Source organism: Dysgonomonas sp. Marseille-P4361 (genome assembly GCF_900343125.1).
GTDB lineage: Bacteria > Bacteroidota > Bacteroidia > Bacteroidales > Dysgonomonadaceae > Dysgonomonas.
In genome coordinates this window covers 25,925-47,669 of record NZ_OPYL01000006.1, presented here as the reverse complement: position 1 = coordinate 47,669, position 21,745 = coordinate 25,925, and the positions used below count along the sequence as shown (strand labels likewise).

Here is a 21,745-nt window from a genome sequence, read left to right as displayed (position 1 = left end):
TACATAAATGACTCACTTTTACAGATTACACAGGATCAACGTCATAATACAGCAATATTGATTTAAACGCAGGATCGGAAGAGATAAGATTCTGATAATACTCAATTGTTTCCCGCACTTTTCGGATAGATGCATTATTCTCTATTTTGAGAAGTATGTTTCGAATATACAAAGACTGAACGCGAGAAACAGGAGGTTTACCCGGGCCTAAGACCCTATCGCCAAGACTCTGTTTCAATGACTGAGTAAATCGCAAAGCCGCGGCCTCAACTTGTCGCTCATCCCTGCTTCTTAAAACTATATTTATTAGACGATAGTATGGTGGATAACGAAACAGATGTCTCTCTTCCAACTGCATTTTATAGAAGGATGCATAATCATTTCGCTTCACGAAATTTATTATAGCATGAGACGGATGCGACGTTTGTAGGACAACCAGCCCCCTCTTGTTTTTTCTTCCGGCACGTCCACTAACCTGTGTCATCAGCTGATAGGCTTTTTCGTATGCTCTGAAATCGGGGTAATTCAACAAATTATCTGCATTGAGGACTCCCACGACCGATACATTGTCGAAATCGAGTCCTTTTGTTACCATTTGTGTACCAATCAGAAGTTCTGTTTCTCCGTCTTCAAACTTGGATATAATATTTTCATATGCTTTTTTCCCTCTTGTTGTATCCAGATCCATACGAGCGACAGACACATCTGGAAATATTTCCAACACCTCTTCTTCTACCCGCTCTGTTCCATACCCTAGAGTATCTAAGGTAGGCGTCTGGCATTCGGGACATTCAGAAGGAACTGAATAGGTAGCGCCACAATAGTGACAAACCATCATTCGCTGCCCTTTATGATAAGTCAGACTAACATCGCAATGCAAACAACGGGGAACCCATGAACAGGTCTTGCATTCGAGCATAGAAGAAAAGCCCCGTCGGTTTTGAAACAAGATAACCTGTTCCTTTTTAGACAGTGCGGTTTCCACTTTTTGTATCAAAGGAGGAGACAAAAAAGTTTTCATTTGCTTCTTGCGTCTCAACTCTTTTATATTCACTACCTCAACTTGAGGAAGCTCTATATTTTCATATCTTTTCGTCAGTTCTACCAAACCATAACGTCCTTCTTGAGCATTATAGTATGTTTCGATAGAAGGTGTAGCCGTACCCAGCAATACTTTTGCACTCTGCATACCGGCTAACACTATTGAGGCATTTCGTGCATTGTAACGTGGTGCAGGGTCTTGCTGTTTGTACGAACTTTCGTGCTCTTCATCAACAATCACTAAGCCTAAATTGCGAAAAGGAAGAAAAACTGCCGATCGAGCACCTAAAATCACCTGCACGCTATCGTCCAAAAGTAGCTTGTTCCAAGTTTCGGCACGCTCGTTATCATTAAACTTTGAATGATAAACAGCCAGTTTGTTTCCGAAAACAGATTTTAAGCGATTGGTAATTTGTGCAGTCAGAGCAATCTCCGGCAATAAGTACAGCACTTGTTTTCCGGTACTGATAATTTCTTTTATGAGCTGAATATATATTTCAGTCTTACCACTCGATGTAACCCCATACAACAAAGTCACATCTTTCGTCTCGAAAGATTTCTGAATCTTATTATATGCCTCTTGCTGATATTCATTCAATTCGTGAGCAGAATCAATATTTGTTTCTCCATAATCGAACCGGCTGATTTCATAATCATACAGATGCAGAATATCTTTTTTCACAAGCTCTGCTAAAACAGAAGAAGAAGTTTCTGCCTTTTCAAGCAACTGCTTCTTTTTTACAACATCTGTATTTTCGGATATATAAAGAAAAACTGTCAACAGATGTTGCTGCTTCTTCGCTCTCGATAAATCATCCAATATAGCATTCAGCTCCTCATCAGAATAACTCCTTGCCAAGCGCACAGCCGACAAAGTTTTGGCAGAATAGCTATTTTCAATATTCTCATTGATAAAAGCGGCACCCTTATCTACAAGCGACTTCACTACAGGAATCACATTCGACAATTTCGCCTGCTTCTCTAATTCCGAAATACTCGACCCTTTGGATGAGGACAGAAGATAGAAAACGTTTTTTTCTTTCTCCGACAAGGGCTCTTCCCCTTCGAATGATGAATTAAGAAAAACATATGTTTCGCTTTCCAACTTTAAAGCCGAGGGAAGGGCAGCACGATACACTTCGCCCAAAGAGCACATATAATAAAAAGAGACCCACTCCCAGAAGTCTAACTGAGAACGGGTAACTATAGGATAATCTTCCAAAGTAGACAAAACATCCTTGATGGAAGACAATAATTCTTTCGGCTGGTAAAGTTTTACAACAATCGCTGTATAGAATTTCTTCTTTCCAAACTGTACAATAACTCGGCTTCCCTCAGAAATAGTATTCTGAAATTCGGTAGGGATGCTATAAGTATAAAGTCCAGCTAAAGGAAGAGGTAATACAACGTCTGCGTATAGTTTCATTTAATTTCTCAGAACAAATAAGCTAAACCAACACTCCATGTTTGGCGACCCACCTTCATATAATCTTCAGGTGCTCCATCGAATGTATCGGTTAATTTATAACGGTAATTCATCCCCAACTCAAGATGCTTAATTAAGCTAAAACCTGCACCAAAGACAAGTCCGGTTTGAAATTCTTTTTGCTTATAAGTATTGCCACTGATAGTCAACTCACCTCCATTGAAGCCATAGTTTCCATATGCTCCAGCAGTAAAATACATGCCTACAATACCAAATAGGGAAATACGTTGCTTCACGCTAATAGGTACACTTACATACTCCAAGTCTTCAATAGCCCCGGTAGCTAACGGGTCATTATTCTCTACTTTATAACTTTTATTCCCATAATACACTCCGGTTTCTACACCAAATCCGGTTAAAGGGATATTTATCTCCAACACACCTCCTACCTGAAAGCCTATACGATTGCCAACCTTCAATATATCGGAGTTCACTTTATGGTCTGCTACATCTATTCCAGCCTTTAATCCACCTCTTACTATTTGTGCTTGAACAGAACCTACACCAGACACAAACAGCAATAAAATAACAGAGAACAAAAGGACATAAATTCTTTTCATAATTAAACGTTTTTGTTGATGTTATATCATATAAACAGCTAGGATACAATTTGGGTTTTAAAACATCAAAGATAGCACTAAAAAACAGTTGTATTTTTATGAAATATTTATTTTTATTTATATTTTTGTTAAACTTAAACAAAACACAACCCTATACAATGAAAAGACTATTGTTCTTATTTTCTATTTGCATATTGTTATCCTCATGTGCTACAATTTTTACAAATTCGAGACAGAGCATTACATTCTCTGGACCGGAAGGGACAAAAATATACGATGCTGATAGCAATGTAAAATTGGCCGAAATCGGGAGCGATGGGACAGCAACAGCTAGAATAAAAAAGAAGGCTACAAGACTCAGCCATTTCTTCTTGAATCAGGCTTTAATGCAACTACGCTGTGGAATATTTTGTTTTGGCCAGGCTTCCTTGTCGATTTAGGAACCGGACAAATCAACAAATATGACAATACAACAATAAGTCTTGATTTGGAGGAAATCAAAGAGTAGACACACTAATATATTATTAAGGGAAACCTCTTTTACGAGGATTGCAGGTCTTGCCTTTCAAATAAAAGGCTGCCGATGCAGACTCCCTTTAATACAGACAATACACTTCAGAACCCTGCAAAGAAACTACCTTTGCGGGGTTCACTTTTTCTGCAAACAAAATATATCCGATAATATAAAAAAGACTAGTAAGCTTCCGTATTAAATCGCCACTCTTTATTTATATGATCGTAGACAATCATAAATTCGACAACAGAGGGCAAGCGATAACTCTTATCTTTAGCCATGAGCGCATCCCTACGCATTTGTAACATCGACACTTCATCATTCCACTCCGATATTCTTTCATGAATTTCATTCATCACTTTCATATCCGATCTCGAAATAGCCAGATTAATATCTTCTACCAAGGCTAAGATTTTATTCTCTTTATATTTTGCCACTATAGCATTATATGAGGACATATACTCCTTAATAATTTGATCTCTATTCATAACGTAAAGCTTAAGGTTATCCCTAAAATTAACAAATATCAGAGGAACTCGCAATAAAAATCAAAAAAAACACTCAATTAAATAACTTTAGATTAAATAAAACTGAAATAAAGGCACAGCAATCAGTCAGAAAATGGTATATTTGTTAGACTACAACAATAAAAAATGATATGATATGAATATTACAGACTTACAATTGAAGAAAATTGCCGAAGCTGGCGGATTAAAAGATGCAAATGATCTTAGCTTTAAAGGTGCTGACAATTATTTCGAATTAGGCAGATACAACGTTAGCAGCGATTGGGAACCTGTCTTATCTCTTCGCATTACAGTCGGTGGTTGTGTAGATACTGTAGAGTTTAAAACAGAACTAACTACTTTCGACAAAAAGGCTGCACGACGAGAAATGGAGAATCTGGGATTGATCGAAAGATTGTAAAAAATAAAGGTAGAGGTGAAAAGTTTTTTCACCTCTAATTTTATACCGCTATTCTAAACGAATAATACTTGCTTGCGAACAATATTAAAAGTTAATCTACTCCTTCTAGTTGTAGCTTTATTTTTCATCATTATTGAATGGAACAATGTTTTTCTGTATTTCAAGTGCTTTAGAGACCCTGGAGGCAGAGAATATTTTTTACAGGGAAGTTCTTTAGAAGAAATTATCACTATTGGTTATAAAGAAACTCTTTGGAGAATAGCCTTAATTGCCATATCAATTCTTATTTTAATAACGATTAATATTATTATTCTTTATAAAAATAGAATCTCAAGAACAGACAAAGGCAAAAAGAACACAGACCCGATTAAACTCCATCTCAAGTAACTCCTAACACGAGACCAATCATGTAAAACTCTGCTTTGGGGAGTTCATCTATTTTAGGAAAAACCTGTTATGAAATATCTATATTATTCGCTATACATATTCTTTGTAAAAATTATTCGTGTGCAACAGTTTTGGTCACCTATTATTAGCATAACAGGTGTAATGGCTTTTTTAATCATTTCATTATGTTTTTCGGTGGTTAATGCATATGAATATGATATGCGGCATAAATATCCTATGTATAGCGTCTTAATACCAATTTCGCTATTTATAATCTTAGACAAAATTCTTTACAACTATTATAAAACAAGAGAAGCTAAGCTATTAAAAGAAATGGAGAGTAAACCCTTGTGGGTAAAAATCACCAGCATACTAGGTTCACTCCTTTTTATTGTTTTGGTAGTAAAATTATGGATGTTTGACGGAATGAGTGATCTATATCAGTTAGTCAAACAACATTTATTTCAGAATAAATGAGAATACACTCAGTCTTGCTTTTTACATCGGGATGTGTATCTATAATTAAATATTTTGTAGAGTACGCTAAGAAAAAGAAATGGGAAGCATAGCCTAAGTATTAAAAATTTAAACAAAAAAAAGCCGCATCACCTGCGGCTTTCCTTATAGTACAGTCGAGAATCAAAACCAGAATATTATCCAAGAGAATGGCTCTTATTATGATACTATTGACAAACAAATTAACAACGGAAACATCAACATGTAGAAATATCCTCTTCATTATCTTTATCTTGCTCTTCCTCTTCTTCTCCAATATTCACATCTTCACGAAAAGCGTGTAAATGCTCCGACTCTGATTTTTTCATATCACTACTCAACCCTGCAATTTTCTTCATTGGAGCCCCTAATCGAGTATCCAAGCCTTCATTTTTTTTCAATTTATCTTTATCCGCAGTCATAGAATTAATGATTAATTTATGAATTTCTCTCAAAACTAAAACAACATTTTAAAGATAATTGTTTGATATACTGATCAATTATGACATAATTTTAACTTAACATTAGTTATCCTTAGCAGAAAAACAAGGAAAGCCGCATCATCTGCGGCTTTCTTTGTAGCACAGCCGGGAATCGAACCCGAATCTAAAGTTTAGGAAACTTCTATTCTATCCATTGAACTACTGCGCCAACATATTTACTCATTCTCTGTTTGGAGGAATACTCTGCAAAAGTAAATGAATTTGTGCGATCTGGCAAATCAAAAAATTACTATTTAATCACCTTATACAAACAAGCAAATACAAAGAGATCATAAAAGCAAGCCAACTTATTTATCAAGTGGATAGAAAAATGTATCTTTATAGCGATTTTTTGAAAAGTTTTCAAACTAAAAGACACAAAGACATAAATGTTTCAAATCGAAGATACGATAGTCGCAGCAGATATTATTGAAGAAAATTTCCTGTGCGACCTATCTGCCTGCAAAGGCGAATGCTGTGTAGAGGGAGAATCTGGAGCACCTCTAGAGGATAAGGAAGTCAAAATAATAGAAGATCTTTTACCCCACGTTTGGGACGATCTTTCGCCCGAAGCCCAAGCCGTAATCAAAGAACAAGGTGTAGCCTACAAGGATTACGATGGCGAAATGGTCACATCCATAGTCAATGGTAAAGACTGTGTATTCACATATTACGACGAAAAAGGGATATGCAAATGCGCCATAGAAAAAGCCTACAGAGAAGGTAAGGTCAATTTCTACAAACCTATATCATGCCATCTCTACCCAATCCGTCTGCAACGATACAAAAATTTTACGGCGGTTAACTATCACCGCTGGAGTGTATGCAAAGCGGCTGTGGCTCTTGGCAACAAGAACGGATTGAAAGTTTATCAGTTTCTCAAAGAACCCTTGATTCGCAAGTTCGGAGAAGAGTGGTATAAAGAATTATCTTTTATTGCCGAAGAATATAATAAAGTAGAGAAACAATAAATAAACATCAAAAACTGTTTATTATTTATATACAATAAAAAAATCAATGCATCCTTTATCTCAATTTAAATATTGCCCAAAGTGTGGATCGAACGATTTCAAAGAGAACGATTTTAAATCGAATAAGTGCGGAAATTGTGGATTCACTTACTATTTCAATATTAGTTCTTCCACCATCGCCCTTATACTCAACGAGGAAAAGGAACTACTGGTTGCCACCCGGGCACACGAACCCGTCAAAGGCACTTTAGACCTTCCCGGAGGCTTTGTCGACATGGACGAAAACGGAGAAGAAGCCGTAATCAGAGAGGTTAAGGAAGAAACCGGGCTTGAGGTTGATAGCCTCAACTATTTATTTTCTATCCCTAATCGGTATATGTACTCCAATTTTGAGATCCAAACATTAGATTTAGTTTATTTATGCAACGTGAAAGATACATCCAACCTGAGAGCAGATGATGATGTATCGAACCTACAATTTATAAAAATAGCAGATTTGCAACCCGATCTTTTCGGTTTGGCATCAGTCAAAGAAGTTGTTAAGACAATACAAAAAATGGAAATATGAAAAAACTACTTGTAGCTTTAGGCGTAGTGTTTAGCGTACAATTCGCTTACGCGCAAAAGTCCGTGTACACGGAACTCCCTGATAGGCTTTTTACGCAAGGTAAAGAGATGTTCAAGGACAACAATTACGTAGGGAGTATGAATACTCTAGAGGAATTCAAGAAAAAGTCTAAGAAGAATAAACTTTGGAGCGAAGCTGATTTCATGATTGTTGCTTCCATGTATAAACTAGGAAACGAAAATGCAGCTGAACTTCTAAAAGAATATTTAGAAGAATATCCGGAAACTTACCACCGCAACCAAGTATGTTTCTACATCGGAACAACCCATTTTGTAGAGAAAGATTGGGACAAAACACTTTACTGGTTTTCTCAATCCGACATGGATTACCTTACTCCATCGGAGCAAGAAGATTTTAGCTACAGAGCAGCTTATGCAAATCTACAAGTAGGCAGCAAAGATGAAGCTAAACGCTATTTTGGATTACTGAGTCGCAATAGTAAAAAATATGCTGAACCGGCATCTTACTACCTAGCTTATATCAATTTCCAAGATGGAGAATATGACAAAGCCATCCCTACTTTCCGTAAATTGAAAGGAAAACAAGAATACAAAGAGAATGCAACTTTCTTCCTTATGCAGGCTGCTTATCTGCAAGGAGACCTGAACGAAACAGTTTCTCAAGGAAGAGATTATCTAGCTTCATATCCCAATAGCGCAAATACGGCAGAAGTTTACCGTTTGCTCGGAAACAGCTATTACCGTTCGGGAGACACTCAGAATGCGATAAACAATTACAGTCAGTATGTTGAGAGAACTGATTCTCCTTTCCGCGAAGATATGTACCAATTAGCAGAAGCATATTACAGAACGAACGACTTCCGCAACGCTGTGGATGCGTTGAAAAACGTGGCTTCCACTTCCGATCTTCTTGGTCAGGCAGGTTATATGCTACTCGGACAATCGTATCTGAAAGTAAATGAAACAAGAAATGCCATCATGGCTTTCGACGCTGCTGCAAGAGCTGAGTTTGACCGTACAATCAGCGAGGAAGCTCTATACAATTACGTTATGCTTATGAATCAGGATGGGGGGTCGGCTTTTGGACAAGCAATCACAGCTTCGCAACGCTTCCTGACCGAATATCCGAATTCTAAACATACGAATGAAGTAAACGAAGTTTTAGCAACTACATTACTTTCTACAAAAAATTATAATACAGCATTAACGGCTATCAATTCTATAAAATCTCCGGGAAAACAAATTCTTGATGCAAAACAAGTTATCCTATTCCAAATTGGTGTACAAGAGTTTATTGATGGAAGATATGATAAAGCTGCCGAGCATTTCAATACAACGATCAATATGGGAGACTACAACAGAGAGGCTCGCAACGAATCGTATTTTTGGAGAGGAGAAACATTTTATCGCAAAGGCGATTACCGCTCTGCCGGAAGAGATTATGCTACATTTGTAGGTCAAGCTTCTTCGAGAAACAAAAACTATCCTTTAGCATTATACAATCTGGCTTATACAAACTACCAGACCGGAGATTACAATTCTGCATTGAATAATTTCAGAAAATATGTTTCGGCAGAAACAAACAAACAATCTCCAAGTTATCCGGATGCACTAAACCGCATCGGAGACTGCTTCTTATACAACCGTAACTTCAGCCAAGCTGAATCATATTATTCACAGGCTGCAAATGCCAACCCTGGAAATGCGGATTACTCCGAATTCCAAAAAGCATTTGTTCTTGGACTGCAACGTAACTATGGCGGTAAAATAGCTGCACTAAACAGCATGATGAACAAGTATCCGAACTCTCAATATTACGATGATGCATTGTTCGAAAAAAGCCGTGCATTAATAATGCAAGACAAAGAGCGTGAAGCAATAGAAGTTCTTGAAAAACTATTGAAAGACTTCCCTAAATCGAACTTAGCTCAAAAAGCGGGTGTGCAATTAGGTCAATCTTATTTCAACCTAAACAACTCTCAAAAATCAATTGCTGCTTACAAGCAAGTAATCAATAATTATCCGAATACGGACGAAGCTCGTACAGCAATACAAAGTTTAGAGGGAGTATATAAAGATGTGAACGATATCGATTCGTATGCTGCATATGTTAACTCACTTGGTAAAGGAACTATCCTTTCTGCTACAAGACAGGATTCGTTAACTTATCTGGCTGCAGAGAATGTTTACATCAAAGGAAATAAAGCGCAGTCAAAAGGTTCATTTGAGAAATACCTGCAAGCATACCCTAAAGGGGTCTTCTCTAGCGATGCTCATTACTACCTAGGAAGCATGGCATTCGATGCCAAAGACTTCGACTCTGCATTGAGCCATTTCAGAGAAGTTATCAACTCTAACAACCCTAAATACATTGACGATGCGCTGATTTTCGCTTCGGGTATTGAATTCGATCGCAAAAATTATCAGGCGGCTTACGCGGCTTACGATCATCTAAGTATGGTTGCAGCAAATGCTGACAATCGTAATGTAGGTCGTTTAGGTATGCTGAGATGTGCTTACCTGATGAAGAAAGACAACGAAGTGGTTGAGGCAGCAAATAAACTGTTGGAAGACAAAAAACTTTCGTCTGATGTAAGCAAAGAGGCACACTTCTACAGAGGTCAATCGTTGAAGAATCTGAACCAAACAGATAAGGCAATCGCAGATCTGCAAATTGTAGCAAAAGACACTCGTTCGGCATTTGGAGCAGAGTCTCAATATTTGTTAGCTGACATGTACTTCCAAGCTAAATCATACGACAAGGCAGAAAGCCAAGTTCTTAGCTTCATGAAAGAGGGAACTCCTCATCAATATTGGATGGCGAGAGCTGTTATCGTTCTGGCTGATGTTTATGCGGCTAAAGGCGACAACTTCCAAGCCCGTCAGTATCTTGAAAGCTTACAGGCAAACTATAAAGGATCTGAGACCGATATCAAAGATATGATTTCTACACGTCTGAGCACCTTGAAGTAATTTTACTCATGAACCTAAAAAAAGAGAAAACAATGAATACTTTATATAAATCAATCCTTATAGCTGGGTTAGGCATGGTAAGTTTAGCTGCAATGGCGCAAAAAGACTCAACCCTTACTCGTCAGGTATTACTCGAAAGAGAATATAACCCTACAATGCTGGATGCTTCGAAAATAAATACAACACCTTCTATCTTCACACCGGAGGTAAAGGCTAAACAATTCAATTTTGTAAGCTCGGCACCACAGCTAAATATTACCAGTAATCAATTAGGCAAAGTTTCCTCCGGAGATATCAACACCACAGTAGACTTCAGCAAAAAACGCGGCTACTTGGATATAGGCGGAGGTACACATGCAAATATCGAAGGTGCAGCCGGTGTCAGAATTATTAATTCTGCAACTGACAGACTAGACCTATTTGCTACACACTCTTCTACTAATGGTATGATAGACTATATTGATGGTAAAAAATACTTGGAAGAGGATGTTAAGGCTAAATATTCAGCCACGAATGTAAACTTGAAATATCAACATTTCTTCGAGCCATCGATCTTATCTTTCGATGCTTCGTTCTTCAATACTGCATATAACTATTATGGCAACAGCTTTATCATGGCCGGAGCTTCCGATGTATTGCCTTTCGATATTGATTCGAAACAGAATGTAGATGTTATCAGCATAGGCGCAGGATTGAAGTCGAGTCTGAAAAATGAAGGAGAACTTAAATATGACGGGAACATCAGATACCAAAGCTTCAAAAGTAAATTTGGTCCTGTCACTAAAGAGTTTGCGCCCAAAGGTGGACAATTGGATTTAGACCTTAATTTCTATGCAGACCTGGATGCAGATAAAGTGGTAGGAGTAAAAGGAAATTTCATGAATCATTCTTTTGGGAACGAAGAGCTATTCGAAGAAGCTTTTCATAATCTTACTACTATAACAGGAACACCTTATATCAAGCTTCAAGGTTCTACATGGAATGTTGACTTAGGCGTTAATGTAAGCGGTATATTTGACATTAAGAAGAAGCTTCATTTCTCTCCTAACGTGAAAGCTGATGTTAGCATCTATGATGTAAACGTACTTTACTTCGAAGCTACCGGAGGGGTTAACAACAATACCTATCTTGACATTCTGCAAGAAAATCGCTACATGACACCTGAGACGCGTGTTGAGTATTCTAAAACATTATTTGATCTTAAGGCAGGATTCAAATCGGGTGTTATCAGTGGTTTTGAGTTTGACCTGTTTGCCGGATACAAAAAGACAGACAATGACCATCTATACTTAAGAAGCTATACCGAAACGTGGAGCAATGTTAGCATACCTACTTATGCTGATATTTCTACAGGGCATATAGGAGGATTAATAAAGACGAATCTTATCCCTCGTACCGACTTGTATGCAAAAATAGTTAGCTACTTCTATACTGTTAAATATGATAACGAGCATATGCTTCCTTCGGGAGAACTCCTTAGTGAGAAAAAAGCTTGGGGACTTCCTTCTTTTGTAGCAGAATTTAATGCAGACATCAGACCAATTGACAAGCTTATTCTATCATTAAATTATACTTATGCAGGAGGTCGCAAAACATATGCACAGACTACTGAAAGCAACTCTATGGTTAGCATGAAAGATGTGAATGAACTAAGTGTAAAAGGAACATATCAAGTAACAAACTGGCTGTCGGTTTATGCCAAAGCCAATAACATATTGAACCAAAAATATGAGTTACAATATGGCTACCCTCTACAAGGCTTTAATGCTTTAGGCGGATTGAGTTTCAAATTCTAAAAGCAACCCTTTATATAGCAAAGCTTCCGGAGTTAGTATCCGGAAGCTTTTTTTTGTACCTTTAAAGGAATAAACGAAAGGAACTATCATGAAAGAAGTACACTTGGTCTACTACAGTCCGGCTCTATCTACACGCAAGATTATGCGTTCTATCGGGAAAGAGTTTAACACAACAATAAAGGAACACGATATTACACAAGGCATAGCTGCTCCTTTATCTTTCACAAAAGAAGACACTGTCATTTTTGGAGTGCCTGTTTATTCGGGTAGAGTACCAGCAATGGCTGTAGACTATCTACAACAAATAAAAGGAGAGTCAACACCAGCCATACTCGTATGCGTGTATGGAAACAGAGAATACGAAGACACCCTATTAGAACTTAAAAACATCTGCCAAGGGAATGGTTTTATCCCTTTTGCTGCCGGAGCCTTTATTGCTCAACATTCTATTTTCTCAAATGTAGCTAAGGATCGTCCTGACGAAAAAGACAAACTAAAAATTGCTGATTTTGTGAAAAAGAGCATAAAAAAATATCAATCGCTTGATTCTAATTCATCTTCATTAGAAGTAAAAGGAAATTATCCTTACAGAGAAGTCTCGAAGATTCCTTTAACCCCGAAAGGTGATAAACAATGTGACAATTGTGGTACTTGTGTAAAGATGTGCCCTACGCACGCCATCACCGAAGACAATCCTAAAAAGACGGACAAAGATTTATGTATTTCCTGTGCCAGATGTATTGCTGTTTGTCCTCAACATTCCCGAAAATTCAGAGGACTGATTTATTCAATCGCACGTCGTAAATTTGAATCTAAACTAGCAGGGGTAAGGAAAGATCCTGAGTTCTTCTTTATATCATAAAAAAGCAAAAAGCACCGAAAGAATACTTTCGGTGCTTTTTGCTTTTATAAATAACTACAATAAAACCGTTCCATTTGCATTGAGCTGAAATTTCAGATCAAAGAATTCTGCTGCTCTACGAGACAACTTCATTCGCCCTAAGAATATTTCAAAATAGTCCATTATAGCACTCACATTCGTATCTACTGTCAAGAACAGCGTCAATGTTTTCTCTTCCTTATCTAAAACTAATTCCGATTTTTCCACTGCATAATTTACCCTGTCGTGTATGTCAGTATGAATATCTGCATTTCGGCGAACGCGGCTACGACGAACATCTGTTTTATCTGCGAGAATTAAAGCCGCCGCAACAGCATTTACAGGATAAGCCGTAGCTTCGTCATGATTTCCTATTGCTGTAATAATAGTTGCCGTGTCTTTCGGATCCATACCCATTTTGTCGAGAATACGAAAAGCCATCACTGCACCACTCTGTGCATGATCGGCACGATTGATAACATTCCCTATATCGTGCATATAGGCTGCTATTTTTGCTAGCTCCACCTCATGATCACTATAACCAAGATCGTGGAGTAAACTTCCGGCTACTTCTGCACATTTAGTCACATGAGCAAAGCTATGCTCAGTAAAACCCATTACCCGAAGCGACTCATCAGCCTGCTTGATATATGTTCTTATCTCTTTCGAGTTTTTAATATCTTCAAATGTAATTTTATTAGTCATGCTGTCTTTTTTATTCAATATAAAGTTCAAATATACAAAAAAGGTCTATCAGAATTTTCCCGATAGACCTTTTCTATATATGATATTACCTGTGACTTAACACATAGAACAATTCACTGGTTTCAGTTGCTGGAAGAAATCATTTCCTTTATCATCTACAAGGATAAATGCAGGGAAGTCTACCACTTCTATTTTCCAGATGGCCTCCATACCCAATTCCGGATATTCAAGACACTCAAGGCTCTTAATACTATTTTGAGCTAGTATTGCAGCAGGACCTCCAATGCTTCCTAAATAGAAGCCACCATGTTTGTGACAGGCATCTGTCACTTGCTGGCTACGGTTTCCTTTAGCAATCATGATCAAGCTACCTCCATTCGATTGGAACGAATCTACATACGAATCCATACGACCAGCTGTGGTCGGTCCCATCGATCCACTTGCATAACCTTCCGGAGTCTTAGCCGGACCTGCATAATAGATTGGATGATCTTTGATGTATTGAGGAAGTCCTTCACCATTATCAATTCTCTCTTGCAATTTAGCATGTGCAATATCGCGACCTACGATAATAGTTCCTGTCAAAGACAGACGAGTAGATACCGAATATTTAGTCAATTCTGCCAGTATTTCTTTCATCGGACGGTTCAAGTCGATTTTCACTCCACCTGCTTCTCCTGCTTGTTGATATTCTGCAGGAATTAAACGAGCCGGATTATCTTCCATTTTTTCTAACCAGATACCATCTTTGTTTATCTTCCCTTTGATATTTCTGTCTGCCGAACAAGAGACTCCCATTCCTACAGGACAAGAAGCACCGTGGCGAGGCAGACGGATAACACGAATATCGTGAGCAAAATATTTACCTCCAAATTGCGCACCAAGTCCTAATTGCTCAGCCGCTTTCTGAAGCTTAGCTTCCATTTCTAAGTCACGGAAAGCTCTCCCCCCCTCGCTACCGGTAGTAGGAAGGTTGTCATAATATTTTGTCGAAGCTAATTTTACTGTTTTCAGGTTTGTTTCAGCAGAAGTACCACCAACAACAAATGCTATATGATATGGAGGACAAGCCGCTGTTCCCAAAGATTTCATTTTATCAATCAAGAAAGACTCTAATTTTCCAGGGTTTAGCAAAGCTTTAGTTTCCTGGTACAAGTATGTTTTGTTTGCTGAACCTCCACCTTTAGCGACGAATAAAAATTTATATTCATTTCCTTGAACGGCATAAAGATCTATTTGAGCAGGAAGATTTGTTCCTGTATTGATTTCCTTATACATATCAAGAGGTGCATTTTGAGAATAGCGTAGGTTGTCTTCTGTAAATGTATTGTATACACCTTTTGACAAGGCCTCTTCATCGCTTCCTTTAGTCCACACTCCCTGACCTTTCTTTCCTACAACGATTGCTGTTCCTGTATCTTGACAGAATGGAAGAATACCTCTTGCCGAGATTTCTGCATTGCGCAAGAAAGTTAATGCTACAAATTTATCGTTGTCACTAGCTTCCGGATCGGACAATATTTTAGCTACTTGTTGTTGATGCTCCGGACGAAGCAAAAACTCTACATTATGGAATGCATGCTGAGCTAGCAAGGTTAAAGCTTCCGGTTCTACTTTTAGGATTTCTTGTCCTTCAAAGTTTGTTGTCGAGACATAATCTTTAGACAAAAGATAATACTCGGTAGTATCTTTCCCCATTTGGAAAGTTTCTTCATACTTAAATGGAGGTGTTGCCATATTTAATTTTTTATAGTTGATTTGATAGTCACAAATGTAACAAATATATGCAACCTTTTCAAGCATAACACATCTATAAAACATGAAAAAGATCGTTGTTTTATGCTAATTTTCATATACACAAATACCTTTTTCAAAAAATCTTGTATCTTTGCTAATTATAAGTAATTTAGGCTTATTATTGTGAGACAACTATTATTTAACAACAAACACAAATGAGTGCAAACAAGTATATAATTTTATTTTCGTTCTTACTCCTATTACCCCTTTGCGTAAAGGCTCAACGCTTTAAGTCTGTAACAGAAAGACAAGCCGAACAGATAGGTAAAAGACATTATATTACCACATCCAATGATACAACTTTGGTGGTAAACTTTATTAGCACAGGACTGAATTCGCCTGAGACCGAGTTCCTAAGACTCGATAGATCTCATAGTGCTTTAGACTCTCTTTTTCATCAGAAGCTAGATTATACTTCAGAAGAGGCTATGCTAGACATGAATGCTCTTATTCAAGACCTTCAGCGTGAAAAGAAACAGCTTAAAGGAAACAATGACGGTTTATCCTTCCGTTTGGCAAGTAAAAACAGAGATTTGAGACAAAAAGAAATTGAAGCAAAGAAACTTGTGGATGCAGTAAGAGTAAAACCCAAAGAAGATCTATCTACAGAGGAACTCGCGGCTCTATACCTTAAATATGGAGAAAAGCCCACCTATTATATAAATGGTGTTGAGGTCGATCAATCAATCGTCAATCAACTGCGCCCATCTGATGTTATCAAAGAGGATCGTAGAGTAAAGGAAACCCTATCGGGCAACCCTAATGGAGAGATATGGATCACTGCTACAGAAGACGGACTTAACAGAATAAAACTTCCGAAGTATCAAAAAACGACACCTCAAAACAATGATTTAGGTTCATACATCCATGAGATCAAAAGAGTTCAACGCGAAAAAGAGATTAAAGAACTTAAATCAATCCCTGTAATTAAGCGAGAGACCTCCGACAGCGGAGAATATATAGATGTACGAATTACCTCTCAAAAAGATCAAGATAGAGAAGGTAATGCCGTATACAGCGGGGGAACAAAGGTTCTTAAACGTGTAGTGACAAATCCGGCTGAAGAAGCTCCTAATGAAGTCACTATAATAGAGGCAGCTCCATCTGAGCGTAACTCAATTCCCGTAGTCAGAAAAAGAGAGCAATCTAACGAAATAAAAGAAGAAACATCTACCAAAAAGGATGAGACTCCTAAAAGATCGGTGAGACGCATTAAAGAAAAGGAAGCCAGCCAGTACAAAGACAGCGTAGAAGAAATATAATAATATACCTTATTACTTAAGCAATCGTTCTATAACGATAGGGAAGTGCATATACTCTAGTGTATGCACTTTTTTTGCCACATCTTCAAAGGTGTCACTTTCTGCCACATCACAAGTTGCTTGAAATATGATAGCTCCTTCGTCGTAATTTTCATTTACATAATGTATCGTTATGCCCGATTGTGTTTCTCCAGCTTCAACGACAGCCTTATGCACCGCATCGCCATACATACCCTTCCCCCCAAACTTAGGCAGCAATGCTGGATGTATATTTATAATCTTGTTTGGATATGCGTCTAACAAATTGTGAGGAACTTTCAATAAAAAACCTGCAAGAACGATAAAGTCAATATTTCTTTCCTTTAATAAATCAAGCACTTTATCTGTTGTTTCAAACTCCTGTTTTGAAAAAATAACAGACTCAATATCCATTTTTTTCGCACGTTCGTGTACAAAAGCATCCTTTTTGTTCGATACAATTAAAGAGATTTTTACATCTGCACTGTTTTTGAAGAAGTTTGCTATATTCTCAGCATTAGTTCCTGATCCTGAAGCAAATATTGCAATATTTTTCATTCTTTGGGGAAGATTTTTATGCACACAAACAAAATAAATGTGCAATTTTAACTATTTTATGGACTAAATATTTGTTTAATATAGATAAAAAACCGTTACTTTGCAGCGACAAAATTATAAATAAAATTTTATTATCAATTAAAACTAAAAATTATGTCAGAAGTAGCAGCTAAAGTGAAAGCAATTATTGTTGATAAGTTAGGCGTAGAAGAATCTGAAGTAACAGAAACAGCTAGCTTTACAAACGACCTAGGAGCAGATTCACTTGATACAGTAGAATTAATCATGGAATTTGAAAAAGAATTTGGTATTTCTATTCCAGATGATCAAACTGAAAAAATCGCTACAGTAGGAGACGCTGTCTCTTATATTGAAGCAAATGCAAAATAATTTTATTTCCTATAATTACTTATGGAATTAAAAAGAGTAGTAGTAACAGGTCTAGGTTCGGTAACACCTATTGGCAACGATGTAGAAACTACATGGAAGAATGCCTTAGCAGGAGTAAGCGGGGCTGGACCTATTACTCATTTTGACGCGTCTAAATTCAAAACTCAATTCGCATGCGAAGTAAAAGACTTCGATTCGTCTAAATATCTGGACAGAAAAGAAGCCCGCAAATGCGATAGATACGCATTACTAGCTATAGCCTCTTCTGAAGAAGCTATTGCTGACTCAAAACTAGACTTTGACAAACTAAACCGAGATAGAATAGGAGTCATTTTCTCAGCAGGTATTGGTGGTATTAAAACTTTTGAAGAAGAAGTTGCATATTACTTTACTCATCAGGAAATGGGTCCAAAATTCAACCCTTTCTTTATCCCCAAAATGATATCTGATATAGCTGCCGGCCATATCTCTATCAAACACGGGCTGAGAGGACCAAACTTTGGAACAGTATCGGCCTGCGCCTCATCAACTCATAGTGCAATTACAGCATTTGACCAAATTCGTTTGGGCAAAGCTGACCTTATTGTTGTTGGTGGAGCTGAAGCTGCTATCACCGAATCAGGTGTAGGAGGCTTCAACGCAATGACTGCCCTATCGACTCGCAACGACTCCCCTGAAACAGCATCTCGCCCGTTCAGCGCTAGTCGCGACGGATTTGTAATCGGAGAGGGTGCAGCTTGTCTAATCTTCGAAGAACTTGAGCATGCTTTGGCTCGTGGAGCTAAAATTTATGCCGAAGTTGTAGGAGGAGGAATGTCTGCAGATGCTTACCATCTAACAGCATCTCATCCCGAAGGTCTAGGAGCAAAACTTGTAATGCGCAACGCTCTTGAAGACGCAAAAATGGATGTAACGGAACTAGACTACATTAATGTACATGGTACATCAACCCCTGTAGGAGATCCATCCGAAATCAAAGCAATCAAAGAAGTATTTGGTGAACATGCATACAACTTAAACATCAGTTCAACTAAATCTATGACAGGTCACCTTTTAGGTGCAGCTGGAGCATTAGAGACTATGTTTAGTATACTTGCAGTACAAAATGACATTGTACCTCCAACTATTAACTTTACAGAGGGAGACGAAGATCCTGAAATTGACTACAAATTAAATCTAACATTTAATAAAGCTCAACAAAGGACTGTAAACGCCGCTCTGTCAAATACATTCGGTTTTGGAGGACATAACGCATGTGTTATCGTTAAAAAGTTCCAGAAATAAGTCACACCGTGCTTAAGAAGATATATAGAAGTGTAAGACTTCTCCCTAAAAGAGGGAAGGAGCCTTACACTTCTTTTTATAAGATCTTCGGTTTTTACCCATACAATATAACGCTCTACGAGCAAGCTCTTCGCCACAAATCATCTTCGATAAAACTAAAAGATGGAAGATGGATAAACAACGAACGGCTAGAATTTCTTGGCGACGCCATATTAGATGCCACTGTAGCTGATATCGTTTTCAAAGAATTTGAATACAAAAAAGAAGGCTTCCTTACGACTGTACGTTCAAAGATTGTACAAAGAGAGACTTTAAACAAACTAGCTTTGGAGCTAGGTATTGACCGCTTCGTAAAGGCTTCGACCAAAAATAATACGCACAACACACACATGTACGGCAATGCTCTCGAAGCATTGATTGGCGCCATATACCTTGATCAAGGTTATCGAGTTACCAAAAAGTTTGTTTACGAACGTCTGATTCAGCAATACCTCAATATAGACTCTGTTGCAGAACTTGAAGTCAATTACAAATCAAGACTTATAGAGTGGAGCCAAAAGCAAAAAATATCTGTTAGTTTCGACCTTATAGACAGCTATGTAAACGAAGACAATACTCCAGTTTTCAAAACAGCTGTTGTCATTGTAGGAGAACAAGCCGGTATTGGCACAGGTTATTCAAAAAAAGAATCGCAACAAAAGGCAGCAAAAGAAGCTTTTGACAAAATACAAAACGAAAGCGATTTTCTCAATCACATACTTAAACAACACGAACAAGAGCAAAAAATGCATGACGACTTATACACAAAGCATGCAGAAAAAGATATTCAGCCAACTTCTCAAATAGAAGAAAATCATAAGCAATAAAAAAAGCCATCTCGACCGAGATAGCTTTATTTGTCCTTTATAGTTAGTATTTAAAACTGCTTCCACCTAAGAATTCTCTCAACAATGAAGTCGGAGGTAATTCTCTATCATTTATATTATTAAAATAACGCAAGAATTTCAACAAACGATGTGCTTCCTCATATTCAGGAACATTATTTGGAACCTGTGCTAAAATAGGTTCTGCATAACTTCTGATAGCTGCAAATTCATACATCATTGCCGAATTAAACATTTCATCAGCATTCTCCTGATAAGGAAATATCCATTTATCTTCACCAGCCCTCACACTTTTCCAGCGAGACAATGTATCTATTGCTGAATAATTGCGATAACGATAATCCCTAATGAGCCTTCTCAACAAACGATTATCTGTTGTTGGAATCCAGTTATGATTATCTAGTGAGATAGCAGTCAGAGCCGACACATAAACTCTAAACTTTTGGTGATCAGGTATTACTGCCGTCAACTCAGGATTCAAGCCATGAATTCCTTCAATAATTAAGATTGATTTTTCTTCTAGCTTTAGCTTCTTGCCTTTATACTCGCGCTTACCAGTAGCAAAATTAAATGATGGAAGCTCTATTTCTTCTCCAGCTAATAATTTTTCTAGATCCTCATTAAACTTGGCAATATCCAATGCATATAACGACTCGAAGTCATAGTCTCCATTTTCATCCAAAGGAGTCAGATCTCTATCGACAAAATAGTCATCGAGTGACAGACCGATAGGCTTTATCAGATTAACCATCAATTGCACTTCCAACCTCATACGGAATGTTGTTTTTCCCGAAGAAGAAGGACCTGAGATTAGAACAATTCGAACTCCTTTTCCTTTATTTGTTTTGGAGGCAATCTTTTCGGCAATCTTTGTAATGTGTTTCTCTTGATAGGCTTCAGACACTTTGATTACATCAGACATCAATCCTTGCTGATTAGCTTTATTCATATCCCCTACATTGCTAAGACCAGTAATATCAAGGAACTTCAAATGCTCATCAAAGGCATCATACATTTTGTCTTGTTTAATAACCGGCTCAAGTTCCACCGGGTTGCTACGATTAGGCACCCTAAGCAACAAACCGTCTTTGTACAACTCCAACCCCCAGATATCAATATAACCGGAAGAAGGAACTAAACATCCATAAAAATAATCTACAGAGTCTCCGAAACGGTAATATTGAGAATATAATTCTCCATAAGTTTCTAACAAGAGCGCTTTATCTTCAAAGCCTCTTTCTCTAAACATCTTTACAACTCTCGTCGTCTCTTCTTCGACACGATAAAAAGGTAAATCTGCATCAATATATTCCTGTATTTTTTCTTTTATCCGATCAACTCCTTTTTGATCAATCTCTCGAATGCCCTTTATTGAACAATAATAGCCTAACGAGATAGGATGTTCGATCAATAACTGAGCATGAGGAAACACCTCATCCACAGCCTTAGCAAACAAGAAACATAAAGAACGTACATATGCCCTCATCCCTGTCGACTCTGTAGTTTCAATAAACGAAAGCGTTTTATTATGATAGACCCTATATTCAAGAGGCTCCACTTTATTATTGACCCTAGCTGCAACAATCTTAAATTTAGGCTGAATAGCTAATTCTTCTAGTATTTCAATCAAAGAGATTCCGGCCGGGAACTCCTTATATTCTTTTATATCTGCACAGTAAATAGTAACTTTACCTCCCATAAACAATTATTTTTATGTTTTACTAAAAAGTAAAGGACGCTTAAAGTA

20 protein-coding genes and 1 tRNA gene are annotated in these 21,745 nt (G+C 37.6%); 12 read left to right on the top strand and 9 right to left on the bottom strand.

Going from position 1 to position 21,745, the window contains the following annotated elements; translation table 11 throughout:
* Positions 1-25 precede the first annotated feature (25 nt).
* The gene (gene priA / locus DHU68_RS11450) at positions 26-2,467 is read right to left on the bottom strand and encodes a primosomal protein N' (RefSeq protein ID WP_108823133.1); all 2,442 of its coding nucleotides are present in this window, start codon (positions 2,465-2,467) and stop codon (positions 26-28) included.
* 8 nt (positions 2,468-2,475) lie between these two features.
* A complete protein-coding gene (locus tag DHU68_RS11445; protein WP_108823132.1) occupies positions 2,476-3,087 on the bottom strand; it encodes a porin family protein in 612 nt (203 codons plus the stop codon).
* A 158-nt stretch (positions 3,088-3,245) separates the two neighbouring features.
* On the opposite strand from DHU68_RS11445, the gene DHU68_RS11440 reads away from it, so the two are divergent.
* Positions 3,246-3,527, top strand: coding sequence for a hypothetical protein (locus DHU68_RS11440; RefSeq protein ID WP_255412493.1), 282 nt, complete (start codon positions 3,246-3,248; stop codon positions 3,525-3,527).
* A 253-nt stretch (positions 3,528-3,780) separates the two neighbouring features.
* Here DHU68_RS11440 and DHU68_RS11435 read toward each other — a convergent pair whose 3' ends face one another.
* Positions 3,781-4,089 carry a hypothetical protein gene (locus tag DHU68_RS11435; RefSeq protein ID WP_108823131.1) on the bottom strand — a complete coding sequence of 103 codons (309 nt, stop codon included), beginning with the start codon at positions 4,087-4,089 and terminating at the stop codon, positions 3,781-3,783.
* 175 nt (positions 4,090-4,264) lie between these two features.
* Between DHU68_RS11435 and DHU68_RS11430 the strand changes: the two genes are divergently transcribed.
* The gene (locus tag DHU68_RS11430; protein ID WP_108823130.1) at positions 4,265-4,528 is read left to right on the top strand and encodes a hypothetical protein; all 264 of its coding nucleotides are present in this window, start codon (positions 4,265-4,267) and stop codon (positions 4,526-4,528) included.
* A gap of 456 nt (positions 4,529-4,984) precedes the next feature.
* Complete coding sequence (locus DHU68_RS11420; protein ID WP_108823128.1) at positions 4,985-5,392, top strand: hypothetical protein; 408 nt, start codon at positions 4,985-4,987, stop codon at positions 5,390-5,392.
* Positions 5,393-5,628: 236 nt separating this feature from the next.
* On the opposite strand, the gene DHU68_RS11415 is transcribed toward DHU68_RS11420, so the two are convergent.
* On the bottom strand, positions 5,629-5,832 hold the full coding sequence (locus DHU68_RS11415) for a hypothetical protein (protein WP_108823127.1): 204 nt from the start codon (positions 5,830-5,832) through the stop codon (positions 5,629-5,631).
* Between the two features lie 157 nt (positions 5,833-5,989).
* Positions 5,990-6,061 (bottom strand) — tRNA-Arg (locus tag DHU68_RS11410).
* A 220-nt stretch (positions 6,062-6,281) separates the two neighbouring features.
* Between DHU68_RS11410 and DHU68_RS11405 the strand changes: the two genes are divergently transcribed.
* The 5 genes from DHU68_RS11405 to DHU68_RS11385 all read left to right on the top strand — a co-directional run bounded on the left by DHU68_RS11405 (position 6,282) and on the right by DHU68_RS11385 (position 13,082).
* Positions 6,282-6,863, top strand: a complete 582-nt coding sequence (locus tag DHU68_RS11405) for a DUF3109 family protein (protein ID WP_108823126.1) — start codon at positions 6,282-6,284, stop codon at positions 6,861-6,863.
* A 46-nt stretch (positions 6,864-6,909) separates the two neighbouring features.
* Entirely contained in the window at positions 6,910-7,431 is a 522-nt protein-coding gene (locus tag DHU68_RS11400; protein WP_108823125.1) for an NUDIX domain-containing protein, read from the top strand.
* The gene (locus DHU68_RS11395; RefSeq protein ID WP_108823124.1) at positions 7,428-10,424 is read left to right on the top strand and encodes a tetratricopeptide repeat protein; all 2,997 of its coding nucleotides are present in this window, start codon (positions 7,428-7,430) and stop codon (positions 10,422-10,424) included. The genes DHU68_RS11400 and DHU68_RS11395 overlap by 4 nt, the downstream gene beginning before the upstream one ends.
* 32 nt (positions 10,425-10,456) lie before the next feature.
* Positions 10,457-12,220, top strand: coding sequence for a hypothetical protein (locus DHU68_RS11390; RefSeq protein WP_255412492.1), 1,764 nt, complete (start codon positions 10,457-10,459; stop codon positions 12,218-12,220).
* An 88-nt stretch (positions 12,221-12,308) separates the two neighbouring features.
* Positions 12,309-13,082 carry a 4Fe-4S binding protein gene (locus DHU68_RS11385; RefSeq protein WP_108823122.1) on the top strand — a complete coding sequence of 258 codons (774 nt, stop codon included), beginning with the start codon at positions 12,309-12,311 and terminating at the stop codon, positions 13,080-13,082.
* A 54-nt stretch (positions 13,083-13,136) separates the two neighbouring features.
* Here the strand turns inward: DHU68_RS11385 and DHU68_RS11380 are convergent, their stop codons facing one another.
* Together DHU68_RS11380 and DHU68_RS11375 are read right to left on the bottom strand one after the other, a co-directional pair.
* Positions 13,137-13,805, bottom strand: a complete 669-nt coding sequence (locus DHU68_RS11380; protein ID WP_108823121.1) for an HD domain-containing protein — start codon at positions 13,803-13,805, stop codon at positions 13,137-13,139.
* A gap of 96 nt (positions 13,806-13,901) precedes the next feature.
* Positions 13,902-15,542: a fumarate hydratase gene (locus tag DHU68_RS11375; RefSeq protein ID WP_108823231.1), complete on the bottom strand. Its 1,641-nt coding sequence runs from the start codon at positions 15,540-15,542 to the stop codon at positions 13,902-13,904.
* Positions 15,543-15,757: 215 nt separating this feature from the next.
* On the opposite strand from DHU68_RS11375, the gene DHU68_RS11370 reads away from it, so the two are divergent.
* Entirely contained in the window at positions 15,758-16,864 is a 1,107-nt protein-coding gene (locus DHU68_RS11370) for a hypothetical protein (RefSeq protein ID WP_108823120.1), read from the top strand.
* 12 nt (positions 16,865-16,876) lie between these two features.
* Here the strand turns inward: DHU68_RS11370 and purN are convergent, their stop codons facing one another.
* The gene (gene purN / locus DHU68_RS11365) at positions 16,877-17,440 is read right to left on the bottom strand and encodes a phosphoribosylglycinamide formyltransferase (protein ID WP_108823119.1); all 564 of its coding nucleotides are present in this window, start codon (positions 17,438-17,440) and stop codon (positions 16,877-16,879) included.
* A gap of 153 nt (positions 17,441-17,593) precedes the next feature.
* Here purN and DHU68_RS11360 point away from each other — a divergent pair, with 153 nt between their 5' ends.
* The 3 genes from DHU68_RS11360 to rnc are packed head-to-tail and all read left to right on the top strand — an operon-like array spanning position 17,594 to position 19,980.
* On the top strand, positions 17,594-17,830 hold the full coding sequence (locus DHU68_RS11360) for an acyl carrier protein (RefSeq protein WP_108823118.1): 237 nt from the start codon (positions 17,594-17,596) through the stop codon (positions 17,828-17,830).
* Between the two features lie 21 nt (positions 17,831-17,851).
* Positions 17,852-19,114, top strand: a complete 1,263-nt coding sequence (fabF, locus tag DHU68_RS11355; RefSeq protein ID WP_108823117.1) for a beta-ketoacyl-ACP synthase II — start codon at positions 17,852-17,854, stop codon at positions 19,112-19,114.
* An 8-nt stretch (positions 19,115-19,122) separates the two neighbouring features.
* Entirely contained in the window at positions 19,123-19,980 is an 858-nt protein-coding gene (rnc, locus tag DHU68_RS11350) for a ribonuclease III (protein ID WP_108823116.1), read from the top strand.
* 43 nt (positions 19,981-20,023) lie between these two features.
* Here the strand turns inward: rnc and DHU68_RS11345 are convergent, their stop codons facing one another.
* Positions 20,024-21,697, bottom strand: a complete 1,674-nt coding sequence (locus DHU68_RS11345; RefSeq protein ID WP_108823115.1) for a nucleoside kinase — start codon at positions 21,695-21,697, stop codon at positions 20,024-20,026.
* Positions 21,698-21,745 lie beyond the last annotated feature (48 nt).